The sequence below is a fragment of the Emticicia sp. SJ17W-69 genome (assembly GCF_051209875.1).
Taxonomy (GTDB): domain Bacteria; phylum Bacteroidota; class Bacteroidia; order Cytophagales; family Spirosomataceae; genus Emticicia.
Window position 1 is genome coordinate 4292365 of record NZ_JBNTQY010000001.1, and the last position, 25547, is coordinate 4317911.

Here is a 25547-nt window from a genome sequence, read left to right on the forward strand (position 1 = left end):
TTTTCATTTATTTCCCCTCCTTTTTTCAAGGAGGGGCGACCGACGCTCGGTGGCAAAATTCTGACGAAGTCGAATTTTGACGGGGTGGTTCACTCCAATTTTGCATATTTTCAAGCATTTATTGCCCTAAAACCACCCCGTCCGACTATCGTCAGGACACCCCTCCTTGAAAAAAGGAGGGGAAATTATACACTCCAATAGTAAAAAAAACCTTTATGTCTTACCAACAAAAGTTCTTAGTAAAAAGCATTTTGGTTGGGCTATTTATTTGCTGTTTTTTTTTCTCGAAAGCCCAAAAACTAAACTATCGAATTGACCATTACGGTACGGAAATGGGACTTTCGCAAGGCTCTGTTTTTGCTATGTTGCGAGACTCAAGAGGTACGATGTGGTTTGGTACACAAGATGGTTTGAACAGATGGGATGGAGAAAATTTTACAACTTTCAGACCTTCAAAAAGTCATAAAAATAGTATAAATGGCATAGAAATTAAAAAAATCATTGAGGATGACAAGGGTGATTTATGGATTGGTACAGAAAATTCATTGAATCACTACCGATATATCAGCAATGATTTTGAGACTTTTTTTACTAAAAATAATAAAAACGAAATTGTCAAAAATGAGGTATTTCCCATCAAAGCCACCAGTGGTATTGTATGGTATTGGTCGGATGCAGAAGGATTAGTAAAATTATTTCTAAAATCTCAGAAAAAACAGATTATTCTTTCCAATACCTCTTTCAACACCAATTATTTTCGAACTATCAATTCTACACAATTTGATACTTTTGGCAAACTTTGGATTCATACAACCGATGCTGTTATTAGACTTGATACTTCTAATAAAAAAATTGATTATTTCTTTTCCAATCATCCTAAAAACAAAGCAGGAAAACCACTTGAAATTATTAAAATATTGCCCGTCGGCAAGCTACTTTGGATTGCCACTTCTGATGGCTTAGTTTCATTTGATTTTCTTTCAAATGAAATAAAGTATATCAACGAATTTGAAAAAAACAAACTGATTCAATTGGTATTTGATGTAGATACCGACCATAAAGGAAATTTATGGTTGGCCACAGAAAAGCATGGAGTATTACGTTATTCTACTGATAATCAAAACTTTATACAAATAAAAAATGAAAGTTTTTTAGGCAAAAACAACCTTTTTATTAACGAAGTTAGTCAAGTATATGTTGACTATGACGGTATTATTTGGGCAAATACTGACCCTTATGGTATCGATCGTATCCAACTTTTGCCTGGCAATTTGAGTAGTTTCAGAATTCCTTTTCCTGAAAATTTCCCGAAAGATTTGCTCAATTATTCGGTCAGATTTATTTTGAAAGATGAGGCTAAAAATCAACTCATTTTAGGCACACAACAAAGCGGACTTTGGATTATCAATGATAAAAACCTCAGTATCGAAAAAAGTTTTTATAATGATGAAAAACATAATCCATTGCCCTCTAATACCATTCGGTTTTTGAAGCAAGATTCTGCAAAAAACATTTGGATTGGCACTTCACAAGGCTTGGCTTTTTTACAAAATCACAACATCAAAAAAATCAGTAATCTTTATGGAAAAGACCGCTCTTTGTCCAATTTTATTCGATATATAGAAGAGGATAAAAATGACTTATTATTAGGTACAGAAGCTGGGATTTATTTTTTGGATAAGCAGAAAAAAGTTATCAAAAACAAAGTAATTTTTCAAGATAAACGCATTTCTTTGCTAAAAAAAATAACTGATAATCAATACTTTATTGGATTTTATAATGGCGGATTATGGGAATTAACTACAACAAATAATTTCGATAATTATACTGTTAAACAAATCATTCAAGATGGGATCCCGATTTGTGTCAAGCAATCAAAAGTAGATTTTTCTTGGTGGATTGGCACAAGCAACGGGCTTTATCATTACTTCCCTAAAAAGAATAAAAAAGATTTTTTCACAACAGAAGATGGCTTGCCCAATAACTTTATTTATGCTTGTGAAATTGACAAAAATCAACAGATTTGGGTAAGTACCAATCGTGGACTGGCTCGTTACGATGCCCAACAAAGACGCTTCACTTCATTCAACTTGAATGATGGGCTGCAAGCTTATGAATTCAATGGTTATAGCTCCTTGCAATCGACTAATGGAGAATTGTTTTTTGGTGGTGTGAATGGACTCAATCGCTTTTTTTCTGATGATATAACGAAGAGTAAACAAACACCAAATTTTGTTTTGACTAAAGAAATGACGCATCAATTTGTTGCCAATCAGTGCCTAGGTTTTGTAGATGAAAGAGAAATTTTTAAACGCCCAAATGTCGAAAACGCTCAGTTTATGAGCAGTTTTAAGCCCATTATAAATGATATTCCAAATTATGGTTATGTCAATAAACCTGTTTGGCTGATGATGCGGGTGATGAATTTGGCTGATAAAAAATGGTTTTTAGAAATCGAAAACAGTCGAATCAATGAAGTTGAGTTATTTGTTTTGGAGCATAACAGAATCATCCATTCCAAGAAACAAGGCGACCATTTTCCTTATCAACTCAGTCCGATTAAAGATGCCAATCCGATTTTCAAAATTGACATGATTGAAAACCAAGAATACTTGATTTTCTTGCGTTTTAAAAGTACCGAAGACTTGAAATTTCCCATCAATTTTTGGCAAGAGTCCGAACTCTTTCAACAAATTTCTACTCGTAAAATTATTTGGGGCATTTACTTTGGTTTCATTTTATTGATTGCTCTCTACAACTTATTTTTATGGATCGTCATTCGAGATAATTCTTTGATTTATTATATTTTTTATGTGCTGTGCTTCGGGGCATTACAAGCCGTTCTTTATGGCTTTTTTTACCAATATATTTGGTCAAATTCTTGGTTAAATGATTGCTTTCATTTAGTTTTCTTGAATTTCTCTTCATTTTTTATGATTTATTTCACCATAGAATTCTTGAATTTCAAAACCTATATTCCACAAATAATTATACCCGTTAAAGCTTTTTCATTAGTATTTTTACTGTTTAGTTGTAGTTTGCTTATACACTATGATTGGTACTCAAATTTCATAGGTATTGCCCTTACTTTCTTTTTGTTGGTGCTACAATCATGGGTAGTTTACACTTATTTTTTACGAAAAATCCGTATCATTCGTTACTATGCTTTGGCTATGGTGAGCATTTCGTTAGCTGGAATTATTGTTGCGTTAAAGAACCTCAATCTTATCTCGGCTATGAACCAAGAATATTACTTAATGGTTGGCTCAATGCTCGAAATTGTCTTGTTTTCAGTCGCTTTTGGCGATAAACTACGGCAAAGTCAGAAAGAACAGCAACGACAACAAAGCATTAGAAACGAAATTTCAACCAATCTGCATGACGATTTGGCAGCTTCATTGAGTAGCCTGACGATGTATTCGGAATTAAGTAGGCAAAGGGCATCAAAACAAAATTCGGAAATTGCCAATAGATTTGATACAATTAGCCAAAAATCAAGAGATATTTTGCGATTGGTGCGAGAAGTTGTTTGGGATATCAATCCTTCCAATGACCAGTCAGAAGAATGGCTCGAACGCATTATCGCTTTCGCAAGAGATGTTTTTGATTCAAAACAAATCGAGCTACAAATTGATGTTGATGCCGCTGCTTACCAAATTATTTTGCCTGTACTTGAGCGGCGAGAAGTTTATCTAATTTTCAAAGAAGCCATCAATAATATTGCTCGCCATTCAGAAGCTACGGATGTAAATATTTCGGCTAAAACTTCTGACAAAATTCTTATTATCAGCATTTTAGACAATGGTAAAGGCTTTGATAAAGAAGCCATTCAGAAAGGAAATGGTTTAGAAAATCTCCAAAAAAGAGCCGACAAAATCAATGCGAAATTGGCAATCAAATCAAAAGAAAATGAAGGTACAGAAGTAAAGCTAATTTTGAATTATTGAAGAATTTTCATTAAAATTTAGACCCAAATTCGTAAATCGTCATTCATAAATCGACATTCCTCTTACCTACTAAATCTAATAGTTTTTTTAGAAAAATAAATATCAAATCTTTGCAAGAAAAAACTGCTATGATACGAGTTTGTATTTACGAAGATATACCTGATTTGCGAGAATTGCTCACTGAAACTGTTCGGAGTGTGCCAGAATTGCTATTCGTAAATGCGTACCCAAATGCGAAGAATATCTTGGAAAATACCCGTAGAGATAAGCCAGATGTGATTTTGATGGATATTCAAATGCCTGGCATTTCGGGTATTGAGGCGGTGCAACTCGTGAAACAAAAATATCCAGAAGTACAGATGTTGATGCAAACGGTTTTTGAAGACAATACTCGTATTTTTGCGGCGATTTGTGCAGGTGCAAGCGGTTATATTCTGAAAGCCTCTTCGCCCGAACGTTATGTTTCGGCAATAATTGATGCCTATCAAGGCGGCTCACCCATGACTCCGAGCATTGCCCGTAAGGTGCTGACGATGTTTCAAAACCAAAATCAAAAAATCAATGATTTTATTGAATTGACCGATAGCGAACAAAAAGTTTTGGAACTTTTGGTACGTGGACTCAGCTATAAGCTGATAGCCGATGAATTAAAAATCTCTTATCCGACGGTCAATTTTCATTTAAAAAATATCTACCGTAAACTTCATGTAAATTCGGCAACCGAAGCTATTTCTAAGGCTTTACAGAATAAATTGGTTTAATTCTACAAATACCCCGATTTTATGGCATAACTTATCAACTCTCCAGTAGATTTCGAGTTAGTTTTCTGCAACATATTTTGCCTGTGGTTATCCACTGTTTTTATCGAAATATTCAATTCGCTTGCAATTTGTTTGCTACTTAGCCCAATGGATAATTGATTTAATACTTCAATTTCTCTTTTTGTTAATGCAATAGTATAGCCTTGGACTTCAAATAATCCATTTTCGGTAGAACAGAAAAAATGCTGACAGACTTCATCTTCTGAGTCTACGATACTCATCATGGCGGGGCCTTCGGTTTTGATATGAGAAATATCTGTAACCAATGTGAAAGCATAAGTAACGTTTCCTTCCTCATCGAAAATATGGTCAATGTATTTTACCATCGTCCATTTGTAGCGTTCCTCGTGGTTTTTTAACCTAATATAAATAGTAGGATGCAATTGTTTTTTTTGCTCCAATGAAACACTATTCATTATATGAATCCATTGGTTAGTAAAAGCAAACATTTGAGAAATATCATCGGGGTGGGCTCTATTAAATAATGTATCGGGAGGAGTAGAAACTAGGTTATCGAGCGAGACCCCAATAATTTGCTGAGACATACCTCCAGCCAGACACGTTCTTCCTTCTACAAGATTGGCAATAAACCAAAAGTATTGTCCAACAGCAAACTTTTTTATGTGTTCTATTAAAGGAGAAAAATAGACTTCTGGCTGAATCTGCTTATTGATGACGGCATTTCTATTGACAATTGGAGAGAAGTCGTCTCTATTGACAGGTTGGAGTGTTTTTCTATTAAAAATCATGTAAAATAATTTAAATAACTTTTGTAATCTAAACTTAACATTTGAGGTCGGTTGAAAAATTTGGTTCAAAAAGTACTCATTTCTTCAAGTAAAATACTACAAATACCCCGATTTGATAGCATAACTTATCAATTCACCAGTAGATTTTGAATTGGTTTTTTGCAACATATTTTGGCGATGGTTATCAACTGTTTTTATCGAAATATTCAATTCGCTTGCTATTTGTTTGCTACTAAGCCCAATTGATAATTGATTTAAAATTTCAATCTCTCTTTTTGTTAGAGAAGTAGTATATTCTTGGGCTTCGAACAAACCATTTTCGGTAGAACAGAAAAAATGCTGACAAACCTCATCTTCTGAGTCTATAATACTCATCATAGCGGGGCCTTCGGTTTTTATATGCGAAATATCAGTAACCAATGTAAAAGCATAAATAACGTTTCCTTCCTCATCAAAAATATGGTCAGCATACTTCACCATCGTCCATTTGTAGCGTTCCTCATGGTTTCTTTGTCTGATATAAATGGTAGGATGCAGTTGCCTTTTTTGTTCCAACGACACATTATTTAGTATTTGAATCCATTGATTGGTAAAGGCAAACATCTGAGAAAGGTCGTCGGGATGTATTCGGTTAAGTATTGTATCAAAAGTAGTAGAAACTAAGGTGTCGAGGGGAACTCCAATAATTTGCTGAGACATTCCTGCCGACAAACACGTTTTGCCTTCCAAAAGATTGGCAACAAACCAAAAGTATTGTCCGACGGCAAACTTTTTTATGTGTTCTATTAAAGGAGAAAAATAGGCTTCTGGTTGAATCGGCTCATTGATGACGGCATCTCTATTGACAATTGTAAAAAAATCGTCTCTTTTGACAGGTTGGAGTGTTTTTCTATTAAAAATCATGCAAAAGTTATCTAATTCATAAGACAATATAGGGATAAATCCCTATTTGAAGCAATTTTTAGATAACATAATTTTGATAAAGTATTTTTTTAACGGTAGCACCAATCATTCGATTGGTAGTTTTCATTTTACAAAAACATCAAAATCTTAAATTTTAAAGCCATGAAAAAAACAATCACAACCTTCATTTGTTTACTACTATCTTTTCAGATAGCATTTTGTCAAACGCAAGCCGAAAAACTTTTTGCTGCCATGAAAAAAGAGTTTGAGGCAAACCCCCATAAAGCCATTCAGGAACGAGCAGTAGAAAATTATGTATTAGTATCGGGAAGCGGCTACATTGCCAATAAGACTCAAATTATGGGTTTATTCAAAAATGTAAGAAATGTAGATATCAGTTTTAAAGATTTAAAGATTCGGCAATCGGGTAATACCGTGATAGCAATAGGTATTGAACATTCAATACGACATTATAATGATGGAACTCCCGACCTAATATCAGATTATGCCTCTACTTATGTTTACGAAATCAAGGGAAATAATTTGATGTACCTGAATGGTCAACATACTTATCTTGCCGCAGAAAATACCTTAACTGAACAAGAAAGTATCAAAAAAATGCTCAAACAAGAAACCATTGATGTTTATGCTACAAAAGATGTAAACGGTTATTTTCTTGACTCACCAACAACCTTCAGAGGCTGGAATACACGCACAGGTTACTCAACAAAATTTGGTTTTGCCGAAATCAAAAAAGAAAATGATGCAACATTTGGTAATAGACCTCGTGAAATGAATCCAATCAATGAGAATTTCACATTCAAATTTTATAGCTCAAATGCTGTTTTAGTAACCTACGACCAATATTTGTATGGTAAAGAACAAGCTCCTTCAAAAGAAATGAGAATGCTCGAAAAAGTAAATGGTAGCTGGAAAATTGCAGGGTTAATAGCTCTTTGGGACTATTCAGGCAATGCCTTTGAGCAAGGAAACGTAAAAAAAACCATTGAAGCAGAAACTAACGCTTATCATGCTGGTGACGTTGAAACTATGAATAAACAATGGGCTTATAATGCCCAATATGTGGAACGTCAGCAAGCTTATCTCAAAACACTCGGTATGCCTGTCTATCTCAAAGGCGAACAATTAAGAGCCTTCGGCGAAGAGTTTAAGAAAGTACATAAACCTACTGGACAAACCTACAAAATCTCAGATTATGAAGCTCATGTTGGTACTACCAACGCTTGGGTAACTTATACGCAGGAGGTATTCAATGCTGATGGCAAGCCATTCAATAAAACTCGTGAATTACGTATTTTGGAAAGACTCGACGGCTGGAAAATTGTGGCTATGAGCCATGTGGAATTTTAAAGCTAAAAGCTTTAGTTTTCACACTTTGCCTATTCAAAAATTCTAAATAAATATCATTAAAACTAAGAAAACACCATGAAAAAACTCAATTTTACACTTTTTCTCTTATTATCTTTAGCTTCTCGTGCCGCAATATTTACAGTAAATAATAACCCAGGTGGTGCAATGTACAGCAGCTTACAAGGAGCGATAGATGCCGCAGCGTACGGCGATACAATTTATGTACACGGTAGCACAACTTCTTATGGTGATGCCACAATTATAGGCAAAAAATTAACAGTTATTGGCCCTGGCATGGAACCAGACGTAACACCCTCTTTTCGAGCAACCATTGGCAACCTTAGAATTTTGAATATCGACGATGAAAATAGTAATGGCTGTGTTATCATGGGTTTAAATTTTGAAGGCTCGCTAAGAAGCAATACTGCCTATGCAAATCCAATCGTAAAAAATCTCAAGATTGTCCGAAACAGGTTTCAAAATGCAAAATTAGTCTTTGATAATGGCATTGGATTCATTTCAGGACACTTGGTAGAAGGAAACTTCTTTCTAAATAGCACAATAGATGTGCCAAGCAATAATCCTATTTTGAATTGTATTTTTATAAATAACATCATGTGCCGCAATAACAGTAATAGTTATTTTTTATACGGTTTTGCCAATTGTAGCAATGTGGTATTTGATCACAACGTGTTTTATTCAAATGATAACACTAACAGTCCTCTATTTTTCAGTACAATCAATAATGTTATATTTAAGAATAATGTTTTTTCCAAACTATTAAATAATGTTACTCCCCATAACGGAGGGGCAAACATTTTTAATTGTAGTTTTCTCAATAACATCACATTCAACTGTGCTGATAATAGTCCGTGGTTGTTAGGAAATAATGCCAATTTAGGAGGAAACATTACAAACCAAAGCCCTCAAATGGTAAGTCAAACTGATATAAATAATGCAGTTGGTAGCTCATTACTAAATTTTACCATTGCTACGGGTGTGGCGAATAATGCAGGTACAGATGGAAAAGACTTAGGGGTATTATTTGACACTAACACTTACATGAACTGGACGAATGGCAGAAATAGTCGCATACCTTATATTCGAACTATAACAATAAATAACACTACGGTTACCCAAGGAGGAACACTCCAATTGCAACTAACAACCAGACGTGCCAACTAAATTCATCAACATTATGAAAAAACAAAATTTATTACTAATAATCACTCTTTTTCTGTCACAAATAGTTGTAGCACAAATCAATAATAATGAACCAATTGTAGCTGCTGAATACTTTTTTGACAATGACCCTGGCATTGGAAATGGAATACAGATTTCGGCTGTTCAAGGTGACATAGTAACGAAAAATATTGTTATTCCGAACAATTTACCTGTTGGATACCATCTTCTGGCTGTGAGAGTCAAAAACGCAAACAATGAATGGAGTTTATTTCAACAACAAAATTTTTATGTGGTTAAATCAGTCAATGCTCTAAGCGAAATTGTGGCTGCAGAATACTTTTTTGACAGCGACCCTGGCATTGGAAATGGAATACAGATTTCGGCTGTTCAAGGTGAAATCTTATCTAAAAGCATTGCTATTCCGAGCAATTTGCCTGTTGGATACCATCTTCTGGCCGTGAGAGTCAAAAACGCAAACAATGAATGGAGTCTATTTCAACAACAAAATTTTTATGTGGTTGAATCAGTCAATGCACCAAGCGAAATTGTAGCTGCTGAATACTTTTTTGATAATGACCCTGGCATTGGAAATGGAATAAAGCTTTCGGTTACTCAGGCAGGTGAAATAGTAAATCAGGCAATCAGTATTCAGCCCTCTTTTCCAGTAGGTCAACATTTATTTTCAGTTAGAGTAAAAAATGGGAAAAACCTATGGAGTTTACAACAAGTTTTTGAAATAATCGTACGAGCACCTTCCCCGCAATGTGCAGATGCTATTAATTTACAAAGCCCAACTGATGATTTCATATCTGTAAGTACTATCAAGCAAACCAACAATATAATTACTGCTAATAATAAAATATCAGGTTCTTCAAATGTAATATTTCGCTCTGCAAAGTCAATACTTTTAACACCTGCAAATGGTGGTTTTAGGGTAGCAAGTGGTTCTATTTTCAAGGCTGAAATTGGCGGCTGTCAGTAAATATTAAATCTTTCTAAAACTTTCTCAGTAGGATATTACTCTTTTCATCATGCATGATGAAAAGAGTAATATCCTACTATATTTAGTAGTTTTTCTATGCTTATTCTGTAATTAATTTTGGACATTCAAAAAACTAAAAACCATGAAAACTCTCTCACTATCAAAGCATCGTCCACAAGAACAGTTGCCTCACGCAAACATCATTTGGATTGAAGGTCAGCAAAATTATTGTGTACTACATTTAGCCGAAGGAAAACCTATCGTTTTGACCAAAACGCTTAAAAACTTGGAACAAGTTTTAGCAGATAACACATTTGTCAGGATTCATAAAGAGCATATCATCAATCGCACTTTTATCGCCTCTTTTTCCGATACATTAGTAGTGCTAAATGATGGTACTTCGCTTGGTTTGGCAAGGCGAAGAAAAAGGTTGATTTTAAAAAATAATTCAACAGTTGTACTTATTTGATTATAAATTACCTTTTTGTAAACACTACAAACAATGAAAAAAACGCTTATTATCTACACCCTTTTTATCTTTTCAAAGCTGACGGCTATGGCACAATCTTTCGATGGGAATTGGTACGGTCAAGTGCAAGGTACTAACGGAACTCTACAAGCCGAAATGAATTTAAAAACTTCAACAAATCAAGTAAATGGACAAGTGATAGTATCATCAAATGGTGCGAAAGAACTTTATACTCTTAGAGGCAACATGAATAGTAGCACCGTTACAGGAACATTGGCCTATAAAGATGGTACAATATTCAACTTTTCGATGCAGCTAAATAAGGGAAAAATTCAGCAAAATATAAACTATAATGGTCAAGTGATTTTACAGGGAAATTATACAAAAGAAGCAAAAATAACGATACAAAATACTCCAAACAATAAACCTGACGGGCTTTATCGAGACCCAAATTTAGTTGGAAAATGGACAAACCAAGAGAATTATTCAAGCAATGGTGGGTTTTATGGTGGAAGTAGCACTTCCATTATTTTGAATGCTGATGGAACGATTGATGATGGCGGTTCAAGTTCGTATGTGAGCGGTCCAAATAGTTCGGGAAATTCTTCGGGTGGAGGAAACTCTGCCATTGCCCAAGTAAAAGCTGCTGGGGCAAAGTGGTTTACGAAAGGCAATATTTTGTATTGGAGAGTTACAGTCAATGGCAAAACTACCGATGTTGCCAACTCAAAATACTACATTGAGCGAGGTGCATTATTGCTCACTGACGTAAATACAGGCAAGAAATTGCTTTATTATAAAGGGAATTGAAGCATGTTTGCATTATCCTACTATATTTAGTAGTACCCTTCCATCTTTCTATTCCATAGTTTTGAACAAAAATTCAAAAGCTATGAAAACTATCACAATTTATCTTTTATTGATTATTTTCTGTAAGTCGGCATTCAGTCAAAGTATTACATTGACTCCCAATACTCAAAGTATGATTGATGCCAATAGCACAACGCAAGGAGTACTTTTCCCAAGAATGAACTCTACTCAAAGAACAAACATTGTTAGTCCAGCCAATGGTTTATTAGTTTATGATACTGATACAAATGGTTTTTGGTATAGTCAAAATGGTGTATGGACTGAACTACCAAAAAATAGCTTGTGGAGCGTCAATGGTTTAGCAGGAAATGAAATAAGAAATACAAATGCGGGTGGTTTTTGGTCGAGTAATCCAACGATTTTGCCTTTTATTGAAGACAACGGTCTATCACAAACTGCACCAACTTCTGGTGCTGGCACACGTCTAATGTGGGTATCTTCCAGAAGTGCTTTTCGCTGTGGCACTGTAAACGGTGATGCTTGGGATGCTGCCAATGTAGGATTACATTCTTTCGCTTCGGGTTATAACTCAAGAGCAACAGGTTTAGGATGTATTGCCTTTGGCACAAATGCCATCTCCGATGGTACTTCAAACACTATTGCTTTTGGAGAAAATACACGAGCGATAGGTACTAATGGTTTGGCAATGGGCTATGGTGCAAGAGTAAATGCTCAATATGGCGTGGCTATTGGCAATAACTCCATTGCCGACGGTACTTCCAATACACTTGCTTTTGGAGAATTAGCCAATGCTTCTGGCACAAATGGCGTTGCTATCGGCACAGGTATAAATGCCAATTCCTATTATTCGGTGGCTATGGGCTATTATAATGTTATTCCAGTAGCAAATGCTACTTCTTGGGTGGCTACTGACCCTCTTTTCACCATTGGAAATGGACAAAGTAATGCTGCTCGAAGCAATGCTATGATGATTCTGAAAAACGGCAATGTTGGCATTGGTGTATCTCCAGTTGCTCTATTTCATAGCCATCAAACCAACAATAGCTCAAAAGGTATCATGAAATTGACCAATTCATTGTCAGGAATTACAGCTACTGATGGCTTAGATATTGGTTTTGAGCCCAATGTCGCTAATGCAAGGCTTTGGAATTATGAAAATGGAAGTTTATCAATTGGGACTAATAATACAGAACGTATCAATATTTCAAGTACTGGAAATGTTGGAATCGGCGTAAATAATACGCTTAGTTATAAGTTATATGTAAATGGCTCTACTGCCATTATAGGAAATGTACTAATTAATAGCTTAGCTGGTACGGGTTTGCGACCTGTTCATGTTGATGCCAATGGTTTTTTGGTGGAAGGAACAGCAGTCACATCAACTAATACCTACTCAAAATACCATAATGTATCTGCTGCCAATGCCAGAAATATCGGATCAACACCTTCAACAAATTTTACCTACATGGCTACTGCTTGCTTGGCTTATTTTTCGAGTGCTGTAAAAAAAGGTGATGGACAAATCGTAATGCCAGTGGAGTTTCCTGATGATGCCATTTTGGGCGAAATGGCTATTCATGCTGTTGATAATGTAAGCACTGATTTTTTAGAAGCAAGCCTAATAAGAGTTCCAAGAATAGGGACTCCTACCAGTCAAACAATTATTGCTACGGTAAATACAGCATCACTAACTTCAAGTGCCAATGTTCAGGCAGCTACCTTATCTATGTCTCCTGTAATCACCGTGGATAACGCTAATTTTTATTATTATATTTTAGTTGATATTAGTTCGGGAGGAGCAAACTGGGGTAATAATGCCTTGGCTCTTCGTGGCGTAAGATTTAAGTATTCTATTACTTATTAATTTTAGACTAATCATTTGAATAGTATATTTGTCAGTTTACTTGACCCAAGCAACTTTATTTATGAAAACAAGTTTCAGTACTATAAAGATACTATTTTTCCTTATTTATTGTTTTCAATCATCGGTTGTTTTCTCAAAAACAGACTCTACTATTTTCTTAGAAGATAGTGTGCATTATTTTTTAGACAATGGTATCATCCGTATTGGTTTTGATAAACGAATGGGGGGTGTTGTCAGTTATTTTGAAAGAAAAACGAATGGAATAAATATTATCAACAACCATGATGCTGGCCGACAAGCAGGTTTTGAAGCAAGAATTTATCCCGATGCTCCATCTACTTGGAGACCCTACCCTACTGCAAAATATTTATCAGAAGTTTATCTCGAAGCAGGGGGCGGTTCAAGAGAATGGAACGGTCTTCCTCAGGGAAATTTCTATAACCAACATTTTAATAACTTAGAAAATTTAGGCGGATTACCCGAAAAAATTATTTTTAATAAGCAAAAAGGTATTTTATATATCAAGTCAAAGCTTTGGGAATGGGGATTTATAAATAATGAAAATAGTATATATAAAAAAATTGATGCTGGAGCATATAACGAATATTGGGTGAGTTTGTCTGGCATTTCAGCAAATTTTACAGCAAAACAAGTTCGAAATATTCCTTATTTTGTCAGTAATACCAATACAGGAGTTTCGTTACATTTATTTGCCAATATCAACTACCCTTTTGCTAATAAATGGCAAACTTATAACGAGGCAAATCCTTTTACCAATCAAGCAGTTCAATCAGGTACTAATTTTTCTCGAAATCAAAGCAATGTATGGGATATTCCTACTGAAAATTGGGTGATGATGACCAACCAAGATGATTTTGGCATGGGAATTTATACAACTGATACTCGTTTTAGGTTTTTATATGCTGAAAAACAATATAAAAATGAGTGTCCTTTACCTCTACTTACTTGTAGTGATGAACAAAAATATTCATTCGGCACTTTTTCTTTTAGCACTTATGGTTTCCCGTGTGGCGAACCTTGTACAACTCCTAATAATTCGACCACACTTAATTTTAGCTTTTTGGCTGGTACGGTAAGTGAAATCCGTCAGTTTGCCTATCAGAAGCAAAATAATCCCTGCGATAATGTGATTGCATTAAGCAGTAAAAATGATGACTTATCAGTAAATGCTACGATTAAATCGAAAATATTGATTGATGCCAATAACAAAATATCCAATGCTTCTACCCATTATCAAACAGGTCAAACGATTCTTCTACAACCTGGATTTAAAGTAAATAGTGGTGCCATTTTCAAAGCTGAAATTAGTGCCAATCCTTGTGATGAGTGAGCAATTTTTCAAATGTAATTTACTACAAAACAACCATCTCTTCTAAAATTCTTTTCTCTTCTCTTTTGGTTAGCCTTCGTCTTCCTTCCGTTCAATAAAGTTAAAGGTCTGTATTTGCACAAACAGAATAAAAATTTATATCTTTATTTCCATTTACTAACCAAAATGGAACGTCTTCTGCATGAAAATAATGACCTTTACTCTTCTTCTCGCACTTACTTATGGTGTTGGCTTTGCCCAAAATAAGCAAGATGTAAGATTAACATTGAAACAACAATTAGTAACTGCCCAAGCCGATACAACTAAGTTCCGTCTGCTTGGTGAATTGGTAGATTCATACCTTTATAATAATGTAGATACAGGGTTGGTCTATGCTAAACAAAAATTAGAACTTTCAAAAAAACTTAATGATAAAAAAGGAGAAGTAATTAGTTTAGCAGAGATAAGTACGGCTTTAACAATTTCGGGTAATTTTACATCTGCTTTGTACTATGGATTTGAAAACATAGCTGTCAGCGAAAAGCTACAAGATTCGCTATCTATTTGTATAGCTTATATGATGCTCGGAGTTTGTTATAGAGAACAAGAAGATTATAAAGAAGCTCTAAAATTTGCTTATAAAGGTTTGAATTATTCTAAAAACTTAAGGTTAGAACCCAATGCATTAGGTCTTGTTAGCTCAATTTATGAAAGAAGTAATCAACTTGATTCAGCACTTTATTATGGGCTTAAAGCAAATAAACTTACAAAAATATGGAGCGGACTATATTTGATACTTGGGAATATATATCTAAAACTGAAACAGAGAGATTTGGCATTTGATTATTATAGAAAGGGAATTCCAGTTGCTATCAAGTATTTCGTTTATATAGACTTAGTGGACATTTATAATAAAATGTCAATAGAATATGAATTGGCGGGCAAAAGAGATTCATCTATTTATTATGCACGAAAATCTATTGATGTAGAAGGTGTAAATTCCTATGCTGAAGGTAAGTTGCGGGCTTCAACACAATTAGCAAAACTTTATGAAAAAAAAGGTATCAAAGACAGTACCATAAAATACCTAAAAATATCTGAAACGTTAAGAAATAATTTATTTAATCGACAAAAAATTAGAGAAGCACAAGCATTTGCCTTTAATGAAAAATTACACCAGCAAAAATTATCTACACAAATACAGGAAAATCAAAATAAAATAAAGTTGTATGTTTTACTCGTCATTATCATCGCTTCTCTAGGAGTAGTATTTCTTTTGTGGAGGAATAATCAACATAAACAAAAAGCAAATAATTTACTCTCTCGCCAAAAAGAAGAGATAAATCTTCAAAGAGAAAAAGCAGAAAAGGCTCTTATCCAACTCAAAGCTACTGAAGCTCAACTCATCCAATCTGAAAAGTTAGCTTCTTTAGGCGAACTTACGGCAGGGATTGCCCATGAAATTCAAAACCCATTAAATTTCGTCAATAATTTCTCAGAATTGAGTGTCGATTTAGCAAAAGAGTTAAAAGAAGAAATCAAAAAGCCTGAAAAAGATTGGGAATTAATTGATGATTTAGCAAATGATTTAAGTCAAAACCAAGAAAAAATCAACTATCATGGCAAACGAGCAAGTAATATTGTAAAAGGTATGCTCGAACATGCTCGCACAAGCTCTGGTGTGAAAGAATTGACTGACATGAATGCTTTGGCAGATGAATATTTAAGACTGGCATATCATGGACTACGAGCAAAAGACAAAGATTTCAATGCAACTTTAGAAACGCATTTTGATGAAAACTTACCTAAAATCGAAGTTGTCACTCAAGATATTGGTCGGGTTTTGTTGAATTTGATTAATAATGCTTTTTATGCTGTTTCGCAGCGAAAAAACCTGCAAGGTCTGCAAGACCTTACAGGTTTGGATATTTATGAACCAAAAGTTATAATTAGTACAGAAAACATTGATAATCAATTGACTATAAAAGTAAAGGATAATGGCATAGGAATGTCAGAAGCTACCAAAGCTAAAATCTTTCAACCGTTTTTCACCACCAAACCTACTGGGCAAGGCACAGGTTTAGGACTTTCATTAGCTTATGATATTATTACCAAAGGGCATGCAGGCACAATTGAAGTTAATTCATTTGAGGGAGAAGGAAGTACTTTTATTATAAAATTACCTATAACATTTTCTAAATAATTGATTAGATTTGTTTTCTCCTTAAAACCACTTTTCCTATGAAACGATTCTTTATTTTATGTAGTTTTTTGATGTTTTCTTCTTCAATATTTGCTCAAAAAGCAATAGTCGAAAAAAAAACACTTACTGATGCTCAACTCCCAGAAATCCTTGACAACTATATCCAAAATTCCTTATCTACTTGGAAAACACCTGGACTTTCGGTAGTAGTTGTGAAAGATGGGAATGTGGTTTTAAAGAAAGGTTTTGGTGTACAAAATATCACCGATAAAACGCCTTATACGACCGCTACACTATCCACTTGTGCCTCTACAACCAAGGCTATGACGGCTATTTGTATGGCTATTTTAGTCGATGAAGGCAAAGTAAAATGGAGCGATATTGTCACTAACATTCTTCCCGAATTTAAATTATCGAATCCGTACGTAACTGCTGAAATTACTGTAAAAGACCTTTTTACACATAATACAGGCCTCGGAAATGCCGATATGCTATGGGTTTTAGGTTATTCCCGTGAAGAAATCTTACAACGAATGCAAGCTATTCCATTATCATATTCGCTACGTTCTTCTTACACTTATCAAAATTTGATGTATATGGTGGCGGGCGAAGTGATAAAAAAAGTTAGCGGTAAAACTTGGGATGATTTTATAACAGAAAGACTTTTCAAACCTATTGGGATGAATAATACTTATGCTGATTATTCAAAAATTCCAACAAGTGCCAGCAAAACAACACCGCATTTCAAAGACAAAGAAAAGCAAGACGAAGTAAGAACCATTAGTTATTTAGATGGCGATAATGTAGGTGCTGCAGGTGGTGTTTGGTCGTCTGCCGATGACATCAGCAAATGGTTACAATTTATTCAAGACAGCACCAAAATCAACAAAAATCGCTTACTAAAAGCCGAAACTTTTGCCGAATTATTCAAGCCACAAGCACTTATTCCACCTAACGATTTTTATCCAACTACTAAGCTAACCAAACCTCATTGGACAAGCTATGGTCTTGGTTGGTTTCAGCATGATTATCGTGGAAAAATGGTGCAATTCCATACAGGAAGTTTAGATGGTTTAGTGGCAATTTATGGAATGATTCCAGAAGAACGCATTTCTATTTATGTTTTCGGAAACCTCGACCATACCGAGATTCGTCATGCCTTGATGTATAAAGCTTTCGATTTATGGAGTTTTCATGATAATACCAATGATTGGAGTAATGATTTCTTTCATTTATACAAAGGCTTGAGCGATGAAGCACGCAAAAAAGAAACTGAGCAGTTGGCTAAACGAGTATTAAATACTCATCCCTCGTTAGCATTAGAAGCATATTCAGGGAAGTATGCCAATAAAGTTTATGGCAATGCTGAAGTAACTTTAATAAATGATGTCCTCACTGTAAAGCAGCCTAATCATTTCAATTTCCCTTTACAACATTGGCATTATGATACTTTTATGGGAAGCAGCATCAATTGGTGGTGGGGAAAATCAATTGTACATTTTACACTTGATATTGAAGGAAAAGTGACAGGATTTTCGATAGATGGCATTGCTTATAGTAAGGAAAAGAAATAGATTCAAAAATATATTTTCTCCTAAACAATTCCAAAAATTATAAAACCCATAAAACCGAGTAGTTGATGGTATCGTATATAAAATAAACAAAACTTTATTTTATATGCACACTCCAAAACTCAAGGTGCTTGTTATGGCATCGCTCATCGCTCTAGGTTTTACAATGTTTTCTTGTAAAGAAGAAACCGTGAATATAGTAAAACCTGATGTGACATTTTTTGCTCTCGTCGATGGTAAGCAACTTATTAAAGTCAATGCCATGAATTCAGAAATGGCAACTGCAACAACTCCAATTACAGGTTTGCTTGCAAGCGATGCTTTAACAGCTATTGATTTCCGTCCTGCAACAGGTGAATTGTACGGAGTAAGTACACAAAATCGTTTGTATGTTATTAATCAAGAAACAGGTGTTGCAAGAGTAATCGGAACGACTACCCTCAATCCGACAATTAATGGTACTTCAGTCGCTCTTGATTTCAATCCAACAGTAGATAGAATCAGATTAGTAACTAATACAGGTCAAAATTTGCGTTTACACCCTGAAACAGGAGCAGTTGCAGCCACCGATGGAAGTATCAATGGAGGAGCAAACTCAAGCATAGAGTCGGTCGCTTACACAAATAATACTGCTGGTGCCACAAGTACAGTTTTGTATGATATTGATGCAAAATCTGATAAACTTTATAAACAAGATCCTCCAAACAATGGGACTTTGGTTGAAGTCGGTTCATTAGGCACTGATATCACCATGTCAGCAGGTTTTGACATTAATCCAACAGGCGATGCCGCTCTAACAGCTGTAATGGTTGGTGGAAAATGGGAACTCCACCAAGTAGATTTAATGAATGGAAAATTAACCAAATTAGGTAACTTACCCGCTGGAAATATCAATGGATTGGCTATTCCAACTTCACCAGTTTCTTATGCAGTTGATGAAACAAATAATCTCTTGATTTTTAACTTTATGAATGTAGGTACACCTGTCAGCAAAGCCATTACAGGCTTGCAGAGTGGTGAAACCATTTTAGGAATAGATATTCGTCCGGCAACTGGACAATTATACGCCTTGGGTAGTAGCAGTCGCTTATATGTACTGAATACTTCATCAGGAGCAGCAACAGTGGTTGGTACAACGCCATTTACAACATTATTGTCAGGAACATCTTTTGGTTTTGATTTTAATCCAACCGTTGACCGCATTCGTTGCATTAGTAATACAGGTCAAAACCTTCGTTTACACCCAGAAACTGGGGCAATTGCCGCCGTTGATGGCATTTTAAATCCAAATACTCCAAGTGTCACAGCTTCAGCTTATACAAATAATTTTGCAGGTACCACGTCAACAATATTATATAATATTGATAATATGACAGATAAACTTAATAAGCAAGACCCTCCAAATAACGGTACACAAGTAGAAGTAGGTACTTTAGGAATCAATGTTGAAGCCACAGGTGGGTTTGATATTACAAGTCGAAGTGGCATCGGATATGCAGCATTGAAAGTTGGCGATAAACCTGCTATATATAGCATCAATTTAATGTCGGGTTTAGCAACCAAAGTAGCCGATTTACCAAATACAGTTCGTGCATTTACAATTGGTACAGGATTTTAATCAAAAAAAATCCTTACCAAAGCCTCAAGATTTACATCTTGAGGCTTTGGTTTTAATTAAAAAATTACATATCTTAAAAAATTACATAAATTCTGTTCATTTTATTATTATTTTTACTCATATTTGTTGAACCTATTCATTAAAATTTCAGCCCAGCCAACCAAATCTATAAAATTGCCCTCATTATAAATACTGTGCAAATATTTCATAGAATACTTTCCTACTGAATATTATCACTCTCTGCCATTGGATACTCTTATAAAGTTTTACTTAAAATTTAGCCAATATAACTATTTGATTATAAGCATTTTGCTTACTTTATCATTTTTCAATACGTTCATATTGTTTTCTCAAAAGTGGTTTCATATTCATGAAAAAAATAGCCTTTTCTGTTTTCTTTGTGGTGTTTGTATGGGTTTCGGGGCGTTCTCAACAAACAGATTGTAGTAATATCGGTTTTGAGTTAGGTTCAACGCTCGGTTGGGTACTCACTAACGGAACTGTTACCGATGCCAACTCAAAAACAATCTATTCTGCCGAAAGAGTAGGTTCGATTGAAAACGAACATTTAATTACCAAATTAAGTGATGGAAACGACCCTAAAATCACCACCGAACAAATTCCGATGGTTGCTCCTGGTAGCAATTATTCAATAAGGATTGGCAATACCACAAGAGGGACTCGTTTCGACCGCATCAAAACTTCCTTTCTTGTAACGCCTGATAATACTTTATTTCAATATCAATTTGCTGTTGTACTACAAAACGATACTCGTGGCCATGAATCTTATCAAAAACCTGGCTTTAGCATTCAAATAACCGACAAAAATGGCAAAGAGTTGACTTGTAGTTTCTTTGATGTACAACTTTTGTCATCAGGATCTGTTACAGGTTTTAAAATCCAAGGTGATTTAGAATACAGAAATTGGACTAAAGGAGCAATTGACCTTCGGAATTATATTGGGCAAACAATCAATATTGAAGTTTCAGCTCATGGTTGTACTAAGCAAAGTCATTTTGGATATGCTTATTTTGATGCTCAATGTCTTAAATCAGAAGTAGAACAACCTTATACTTGTCCAGATGCAGATGGCTATTTGACACTAAAAGCTCCCGATGGTTTTGGAAAATATACTTGGAATACAGGAGAAACTACACCAACGCTAAAAGTTAAAGCAAAATTAGGCGATAAATATTTTGTAAAATTATTACCTATCGGAAGCCTCAACGACCAATGCGAACTACAATTAGACTACACCCTAAAATACCAAAACACAGCAAGCACAATAACAACAACACTTTGTGAAGGCGAAAAAATTGTGGTTGGCGATGAAACCTATCAAAAAACAGGGAAATATGTCAAAGTCATCAATCGGGCGGGAGTTTGTGATAGTACAGTTACGCTCAATTTGACTGTAAACCCCATTATTAAACATAGTCAAACGATTTCAATTTGTGCGGGAGAAAACTTTAAAGTTGGAGATGAAACTTATAATTCGTCTGGCATATATAATACTATCATCAAGCGACCTGCCAAATGTGATAGTATTGTCACAACTAACTTAACTGTACACGATTTTGATATCTCAATTGCAAGCAAAGACTCACTCATCACTTTAGGTGATAGCTTAAAACTCAATGCCTTGATTACTCCTGCAGGAACTTTTAGTTATCAATGGAGTTCACCCGTTGGTCTTTCGTGTGCTTCATGCCCCGAAACTTGGATAAAGCCCACTGAAACTACCAAATACACTGTTTTGGTAACAAAATCTGTCTGCTCAAAAAGTAAATTTATCACTATAAAAGTATTACAGTGTAGCACTGTTTACGCTCCTGAGGCTTTTTCGCCTAACAATGACCAAGAAAATGACGTATTTTTCGTTTACGGAGCGAAATGTGTCAAACAAATCAAAGAAATGAGTATTTTTAATCGTTGGGGCGAAAATATTTTCTTTGGGGAAAACTTTCCACCATCCAACCCAAAATATGGCTGGGATGGTACTTTTCAAGGACAAATCGTTGATACAGGAATTTATACTTATCGCTTATTTATCGAACTCAATGATGGCAAACTAATAAAAAATGAAGGTGCAATTACCTTACTTAGATAGGCTTCCGCTGATAAGTAAAAATAGTAATTGTATAAGGAGTATTTTCACCTACTTTAAAATCTTTTTGCTCAATAATATCAAAAAGGGTTTCATCAAATTCAGGAAAAAAAGCATCTCCCTCAAAGGTTTCATGCACAAGCGTCAAGTAAATTTTATCAGCAAATGGCAATGCTAAACGAAAGATTTCTTCACCACCCAATACAAAAACTTCATCTTCATTTTTGCATTTTTCAAAGGCTTTTTCCAAACTATCTACCACCTCAAAACCCTCATCAACTATGTAATCAACTTGCCGTGTAATAACAAAATTACCAAATTCGGACCAAATTCTATGTGGATTATCGTAGCTTTTTCGCCCCATAATCATTTTTTTTCCTTTGGTTACTTCTTTCAAATTATCCCAGTCGGCAGGAATGGGAGTCCAAGGCAATGCATTATTCAAGCCTATCGCTCGATTCTGGCTCATAGCAGCAATTAATGAAATAATGGGCATTTTGTGTATTTTTAATGTTTTTTGCAAAAATATGATAAAAACAATTTAAGTTTATTAAGACTTAACAATTTCATAACATTGTATTTTTCTAAGATTAATGAAAAATACTCACTTTTGTATCAAAATTACAGACACCAATAGAATCAATTACTAATAAAAAAAACTAAAACCTTATGTTTGGATTAGAAACCGACATTTTCCTGCTATTGTCATTCTGCCTTTTGGCTGCTTGTGCCTTTGAGTTTATCAATGGATTTCATGATACCGCCAACGCTGTTGCAACCGTAATTTATACCAATTCACTCAAGCCAACACAAGCTGTTGTTTGGTCTGGCCTAATCAACTTTGTAGGAGTTGTAACAGGCGGTGTTGGAGTAGGTATGAGTATTGTAAATTTGCTTCCTGTAGAACTACTAATTGACCAAAATGTTTACCATAGTATCGCAATGGTGCTTGCATTATTGTTTAGTGCCATTATTTGGAACTTCGGAACTTGGTATTTTGGTATTCCAGCTTCAAGCTCACACACCTTGATTGGTGCAATTTTGGGCGTAGGATTGGGCTATGCACTACTTCCTGACAACAAAATGGGTATGGCTGCAGTAAACTGGGATAAAGCAAAAGAAATTTTTTCAGCACTTCTACTTTCGCCTATGGTAGGTTTTGCTTTAGCTGTTTTCTTGATGTTTGCCCTACGTAGATTACTAAGCAAATCTATCAGAAAACAAGTCTTTGACGAACCAAATAAAGATGAAGCCCCACCATTCTGGATTCGTGCTATATTGATAACAACCTGTACATTGGTGAGTTTTTTCCACGGCAGAAATGATGGTCAAAAAGGAATTGGTTTAGTAATGTTAATCTTGATTGGTATTTTACCAACTTACTTTGCTATTAACAAAACCATTGATTTCAAAACATTACAACCAGAATTAGCTACGATTTCTAAGCAAATTGCTTTGATTGATACAACTCATGCCAATATCGCTGAGAAAGAAAAAATTGCTAAAATTAACAAAAGTATTGCTTTCTTGAATAATGTTGCTGATAGTGGCAAAGTTGAGAAAGCGAATGCTTTAGATATTCGTAAAGCTCTTTTGACAATCAGTAGCAACACTAAAAAATTGGTTGAAGATGAAGATGTTGTTTTAAGCGATACAAACAAATCAATTTTAAAAGACATCGCAACTAAAGAAGAAAAAGGTATCAGAAGATTTACTGACCATGCTCCTATGTGGGTAATTTTGATGATTTCTTTGTCTCTTGGTCTTGGAACAATGATTGGCTGGAAACGTATTGTAGTAACTGTCGGTGAAAAAATCGGTAAATCTCATCTTACATACGCACAAGGTGCTTCGGCTGAATTAGTTGCAGCTACAACCATTGGTTTAGCTTCTTGGTTCAAGCTTCCAGTAAGTACTACCCACGCCTTATCTTCTGGTATTGCAGGTACGATGGTGGCAAGCAAAGGTATCAAGAATTTGCAAGCTGGAACAATCAAAAATATCCTTTTAGCTTGGGTCTTGACCTTACCTGTGGCGATTATTCTTTCGGCTTCATTATTCGTATTCTTCCGTTGGTTGTTATAACCTTCTGAGAATCATACACACATCATTTCAAGATTAAATAAAATATTAGAGATAGTACTTGAGTACTATCTCTAGTATTCCTTTGCCTAAATTTATCTATCTGCAATATAATTTAGGATTGTACTAACTTATTTAATTTACGACTTAACACCTCGTATTTAACAAAAACACCAATATGAAAATCTTCTCAAAAACACTCTTCACGAGAGGGGTGATTCTTGCTATGCTATGTCTTAGCATTTCAGTTGTTCATGGGCAGCAAAAAGGAGCTTTGATGGAATTTGATACTTCAATGGTTAAAAGGCTGTTACTCACAATCAAAAAGTATGAATATGTCGGTATAAGCGGTTATATGCAACCTCAATTTCAGTTTATTCAGTCTGAAGGAGCTAAATCTTTTAATGGAGGAGATTATGCAGCAAATGTTAATAATCGCTTCATGCTTCGCCGTGGGCGTATTCGTTTCGACTATGCTCGATTTGATAAGAATAATATGCCACAAATAAATTTTGTATTTCAGTTTGACGGCACAGAAAGAGGTGTTGTAATTAGAGATTTTTGGGGTCGGATCTACGAAAATAAACTAAATATGTTTTCTCTCACAACTGGAATGTTTGCCCGACCGTTTGGTTTTGAAGTCAACTATTCTTCTAGTGATCGTGAAGCTCCTGAACGTGGAAGGATGTCTCAACTTTTAATGAAAACTGAGCGTGATATTGGTGTTATGACAACTTTTGATAGCCGAGTTATCAAGAATTTTATGAAAAATATTAAATTTGATATAGGTGTTTTTAATGGGCAAGGTCTGGCAGGAACAGCAGATTATGATAGCCATAAAGATGTCATTACAAGGCTTTCGTTAAAACCTTACAAGGTTTCTCGTAAATTAATCTTCAGCGGTAGTGTTTCAGGCTTATTTGGTGGGATGGAGCAATTTACTAAATATATCTACAAAATGTCAGGAAATCAATCTTTTGTAGTTGATTCTTCTGCTTCAAATGTAGGTAAAATTGCACCACGTACTTACTACGGTGCTGATGTGCAGATAAAAATACCAAACAAAGTAGGGCAAACCGAATTTAGAGCTGAGTATATTAGAGGAACACAAACTGCTACACAAAGTACAACAGAAACTCCTGGGGTTATACCAACTGCTAATGGCAAAAATGCTCCCTTATACATTCGTAATTTTGATGGTGCTTATTTTTATTTCTTACAACATTTAGGTAGCAAAAAACATCAATTTGTAGCAAAATATGATTGGTATGACCCTAATAAAAAAGTAAAAGGTACAGAAATCAGTAAAGCTTTTACAGCAGCAGATATTAGATTTAATACATTAGGTTTAGGTTATGTCATTTATCCAAATGATAATCTAAAAGTGACATTTTGGTATGAAATGCCTAAAAATGAAAAGACCACTTTAACAGATTATACCTCTGACTTAAAAGATAATAACTTCACTTGCCGAGTACAATATCGTTTCTGAGACATATTTTTTTGTTTATTCA

18 protein-coding genes are annotated in these 25547 nt (G+C 34.9%); 15 read left to right on the forward strand and 3 right to left on the reverse strand.

What is annotated here, in order from left to right:
* Positions 1-215 precede the first annotated feature (215 nt).
* Positions 216-3947, forward strand: a complete 3732-nt coding sequence (locus tag ACQUQZ_RS17430) for a 7TM diverse intracellular signaling domain-containing protein (protein ID WP_435356354.1) — start codon at positions 216-218, stop codon at positions 3945-3947.
* 110 nt (positions 3948-4057) lie between these two features.
* The gene (locus ACQUQZ_RS17435; RefSeq protein ID WP_435356356.1) at positions 4058-4708 is read left to right on the forward strand and encodes a response regulator; all 651 of its coding nucleotides are present in this window, start codon (positions 4058-4060) and stop codon (positions 4706-4708) included.
* Positions 4709-4710: 2 nt separating this feature from the next.
* Here ACQUQZ_RS17435 and ACQUQZ_RS17440 read toward each other — a convergent pair whose 3' ends face one another.
* Together ACQUQZ_RS17440 and ACQUQZ_RS17445 are read right to left on the reverse strand one after the other, a co-directional pair.
* Positions 4711-5517 carry a response regulator transcription factor gene (locus ACQUQZ_RS17440; protein ID WP_435356358.1) on the reverse strand — a complete coding sequence of 269 codons (807 nt, stop codon included), beginning with the start codon at positions 5515-5517 and terminating at the stop codon, positions 4711-4713.
* A gap of 96 nt (positions 5518-5613) precedes the next feature.
* Positions 5614-6420, reverse strand: a complete 807-nt coding sequence (locus ACQUQZ_RS17445; RefSeq protein ID WP_435356359.1) for a response regulator transcription factor — start codon at positions 6418-6420, stop codon at positions 5614-5616.
* 162 nt (positions 6421-6582) lie between these two features.
* Here ACQUQZ_RS17445 and ACQUQZ_RS17450 point away from each other — a divergent pair, with 162 nt between their 5' ends.
* From ACQUQZ_RS17450 to ACQUQZ_RS17500, 11 genes are all read left to right on the forward strand, one after another.
* Positions 6583-7791 carry a hypothetical protein gene (locus tag ACQUQZ_RS17450; protein WP_435356361.1) on the forward strand — a complete coding sequence of 403 codons (1209 nt, stop codon included), beginning with the start codon at positions 6583-6585 and terminating at the stop codon, positions 7789-7791.
* Between the two features lie 75 nt (positions 7792-7866).
* Positions 7867-8976 carry a hypothetical protein gene (locus ACQUQZ_RS17455; protein ID WP_435356362.1) on the forward strand — a complete coding sequence of 370 codons (1110 nt, stop codon included), beginning with the start codon at positions 7867-7869 and terminating at the stop codon, positions 8974-8976.
* Positions 8977-8989: 13 nt separating this feature from the next.
* Entirely contained in the window at positions 8990-9958 is a 969-nt protein-coding gene (locus tag ACQUQZ_RS17460) for a 3-coathanger stack domain-containing protein (protein ID WP_435356363.1), read from the forward strand.
* Positions 9959-10100: 142 nt separating this feature from the next.
* Positions 10101-10427 carry a LytR/AlgR family response regulator transcription factor gene (locus ACQUQZ_RS17465; RefSeq protein ID WP_435356365.1) on the forward strand — a complete coding sequence of 109 codons (327 nt, stop codon included), beginning with the start codon at positions 10101-10103 and terminating at the stop codon, positions 10425-10427.
* Between the two features lie 33 nt (positions 10428-10460).
* Entirely contained in the window at positions 10461-11237 is a 777-nt protein-coding gene (locus ACQUQZ_RS17470) for a hypothetical protein (protein WP_435356367.1), read from the forward strand.
* A gap of 82 nt (positions 11238-11319) precedes the next feature.
* Positions 11320-13122, forward strand: coding sequence for a hypothetical protein (locus tag ACQUQZ_RS17475; RefSeq protein WP_435356368.1), 1803 nt, complete (start codon positions 11320-11322; stop codon positions 13120-13122).
* Between the two features lie 61 nt (positions 13123-13183).
* Positions 13184-14473: a 3-coathanger stack domain-containing protein gene (locus tag ACQUQZ_RS17480; RefSeq protein ID WP_435356370.1), complete on the forward strand. Its 1290-nt coding sequence runs from the start codon at positions 13184-13186 to the stop codon at positions 14471-14473.
* Between the two features lie 190 nt (positions 14474-14663).
* The gene (locus tag ACQUQZ_RS17485) at positions 14664-16655 is read left to right on the forward strand and encodes a tetratricopeptide repeat-containing sensor histidine kinase (RefSeq protein ID WP_435356371.1); all 1992 of its coding nucleotides are present in this window, start codon (positions 14664-14666) and stop codon (positions 16653-16655) included.
* A gap of 38 nt (positions 16656-16693) precedes the next feature.
* Positions 16694-18229, forward strand: a complete 1536-nt coding sequence (locus ACQUQZ_RS17490) for a serine hydrolase (protein WP_435356372.1) — start codon at positions 16694-16696, stop codon at positions 18227-18229.
* A gap of 103 nt (positions 18230-18332) precedes the next feature.
* A complete protein-coding gene (locus ACQUQZ_RS17495; protein WP_435356373.1) occupies positions 18333-19844 on the forward strand; it encodes a DUF4394 domain-containing protein in 1512 nt (503 codons plus the stop codon).
* 370 nt (positions 19845-20214) lie between these two features.
* The gene (locus ACQUQZ_RS17500) at positions 20215-21954 is read left to right on the forward strand and encodes a gliding motility-associated C-terminal domain-containing protein (protein WP_435356374.1); all 1740 of its coding nucleotides are present in this window, start codon (positions 20215-20217) and stop codon (positions 21952-21954) included.
* Here the strand turns inward: ACQUQZ_RS17500 and ACQUQZ_RS17505 are convergent.
* Positions 21947-22447 carry a dihydrofolate reductase gene (locus tag ACQUQZ_RS17505; protein WP_435356375.1) on the reverse strand — a complete coding sequence of 167 codons (501 nt, stop codon included), beginning with the start codon at positions 22445-22447 and terminating at the stop codon, positions 21947-21949. The two genes, ACQUQZ_RS17500 and ACQUQZ_RS17505, sit on opposite strands and share 8 nt — an antisense overlap.
* A gap of 173 nt (positions 22448-22620) precedes the next feature.
* Here ACQUQZ_RS17505 and ACQUQZ_RS17510 point away from each other — a divergent pair, with 173 nt between their 5' ends.
* Positions 22621-24036, forward strand: a complete 1416-nt coding sequence (locus tag ACQUQZ_RS17510; RefSeq protein ID WP_435356376.1) for an inorganic phosphate transporter — start codon at positions 22621-22623, stop codon at positions 24034-24036.
* A 175-nt stretch (positions 24037-24211) separates the two neighbouring features.
* A complete protein-coding gene (locus ACQUQZ_RS17515; RefSeq protein ID WP_435356377.1) occupies positions 24212-25525 on the forward strand; it encodes a porin in 1314 nt (437 codons plus the stop codon).
* Positions 25526-25547 lie beyond the last annotated feature (22 nt).

What these genes read in the sequence shown, in the direction of transcription:
- ACQUQZ_RS17515 (WP_435356377.1), top strand. Translation starts at nt 24,212, where the DNA reads ATGAAAATCTTCTCAAAAACACTCTTCACGAGAGGGGTGATTCTTGCT.
- ACQUQZ_RS17445 (WP_435356359.1), bottom strand. Translation starts at nt 6,420, where the DNA reads ATGATTTTTAATAGAAAAACACTCCAACCTGTCAAAAGAGACGATTTT.
- ACQUQZ_RS17465 (WP_435356365.1), top strand. Translation starts at nt 10,101, where the DNA reads ATGAAAACTCTCTCACTATCAAAGCATCGTCCACAAGAACAGTTGCCT.
- ACQUQZ_RS17455 (WP_435356362.1), top strand. Translation starts at nt 7,867, where the DNA reads ATGAAAAAACTCAATTTTACACTTTTTCTCTTATTATCTTTAGCTTCT.
- ACQUQZ_RS17460 (WP_435356363.1), top strand. Translation starts at nt 8,990, where the DNA reads ATGAAAAAACAAAATTTATTACTAATAATCACTCTTTTTCTGTCACAA.
- ACQUQZ_RS17440 (WP_435356358.1), bottom strand. Translation starts at nt 5,517, where the DNA reads ATGATTTTTAATAGAAAAACACTCCAACCTGTCAATAGAGACGACTTC.
- ACQUQZ_RS17485 (WP_435356371.1), top strand. Translation starts at nt 14,664, where the DNA reads ATGACCTTTACTCTTCTTCTCGCACTTACTTATGGTGTTGGCTTTGCC.
- ACQUQZ_RS17475 (WP_435356368.1), top strand. Translation starts at nt 11,320, where the DNA reads ATGAAAACTATCACAATTTATCTTTTATTGATTATTTTCTGTAAGTCG.
- ACQUQZ_RS17480 (WP_435356370.1), top strand. Translation starts at nt 13,184, where the DNA reads ATGAAAACAAGTTTCAGTACTATAAAGATACTATTTTTCCTTATTTAT.
- ACQUQZ_RS17450 (WP_435356361.1), top strand. Translation starts at nt 6,583, where the DNA reads ATGAAAAAAACAATCACAACCTTCATTTGTTTACTACTATCTTTTCAG.
- ACQUQZ_RS17430 (WP_435356354.1), top strand. Translation starts at nt 216, where the DNA reads ATGTCTTACCAACAAAAGTTCTTAGTAAAAAGCATTTTGGTTGGGCTA.
- ACQUQZ_RS17510 (WP_435356376.1), top strand. Translation starts at nt 22,621, where the DNA reads ATGTTTGGATTAGAAACCGACATTTTCCTGCTATTGTCATTCTGCCTT.
- ACQUQZ_RS17470 (WP_435356367.1), top strand. Translation starts at nt 10,461, where the DNA reads ATGAAAAAAACGCTTATTATCTACACCCTTTTTATCTTTTCAAAGCTG.
- ACQUQZ_RS17495 (WP_435356373.1), top strand. Translation starts at nt 18,333, where the DNA reads ATGCACACTCCAAAACTCAAGGTGCTTGTTATGGCATCGCTCATCGCT.
- ACQUQZ_RS17505 (WP_435356375.1), bottom strand. Translation starts at nt 22,447, where the DNA reads ATGCCCATTATTTCATTAATTGCTGCTATGAGCCAGAATCGAGCGATA.
- ACQUQZ_RS17500 (WP_435356374.1), top strand. Translation starts at nt 20,215, where the DNA reads ATGAAAAAAATAGCCTTTTCTGTTTTCTTTGTGGTGTTTGTATGGGTT.
- ACQUQZ_RS17490 (WP_435356372.1), top strand. Translation starts at nt 16,694, where the DNA reads ATGAAACGATTCTTTATTTTATGTAGTTTTTTGATGTTTTCTTCTTCA.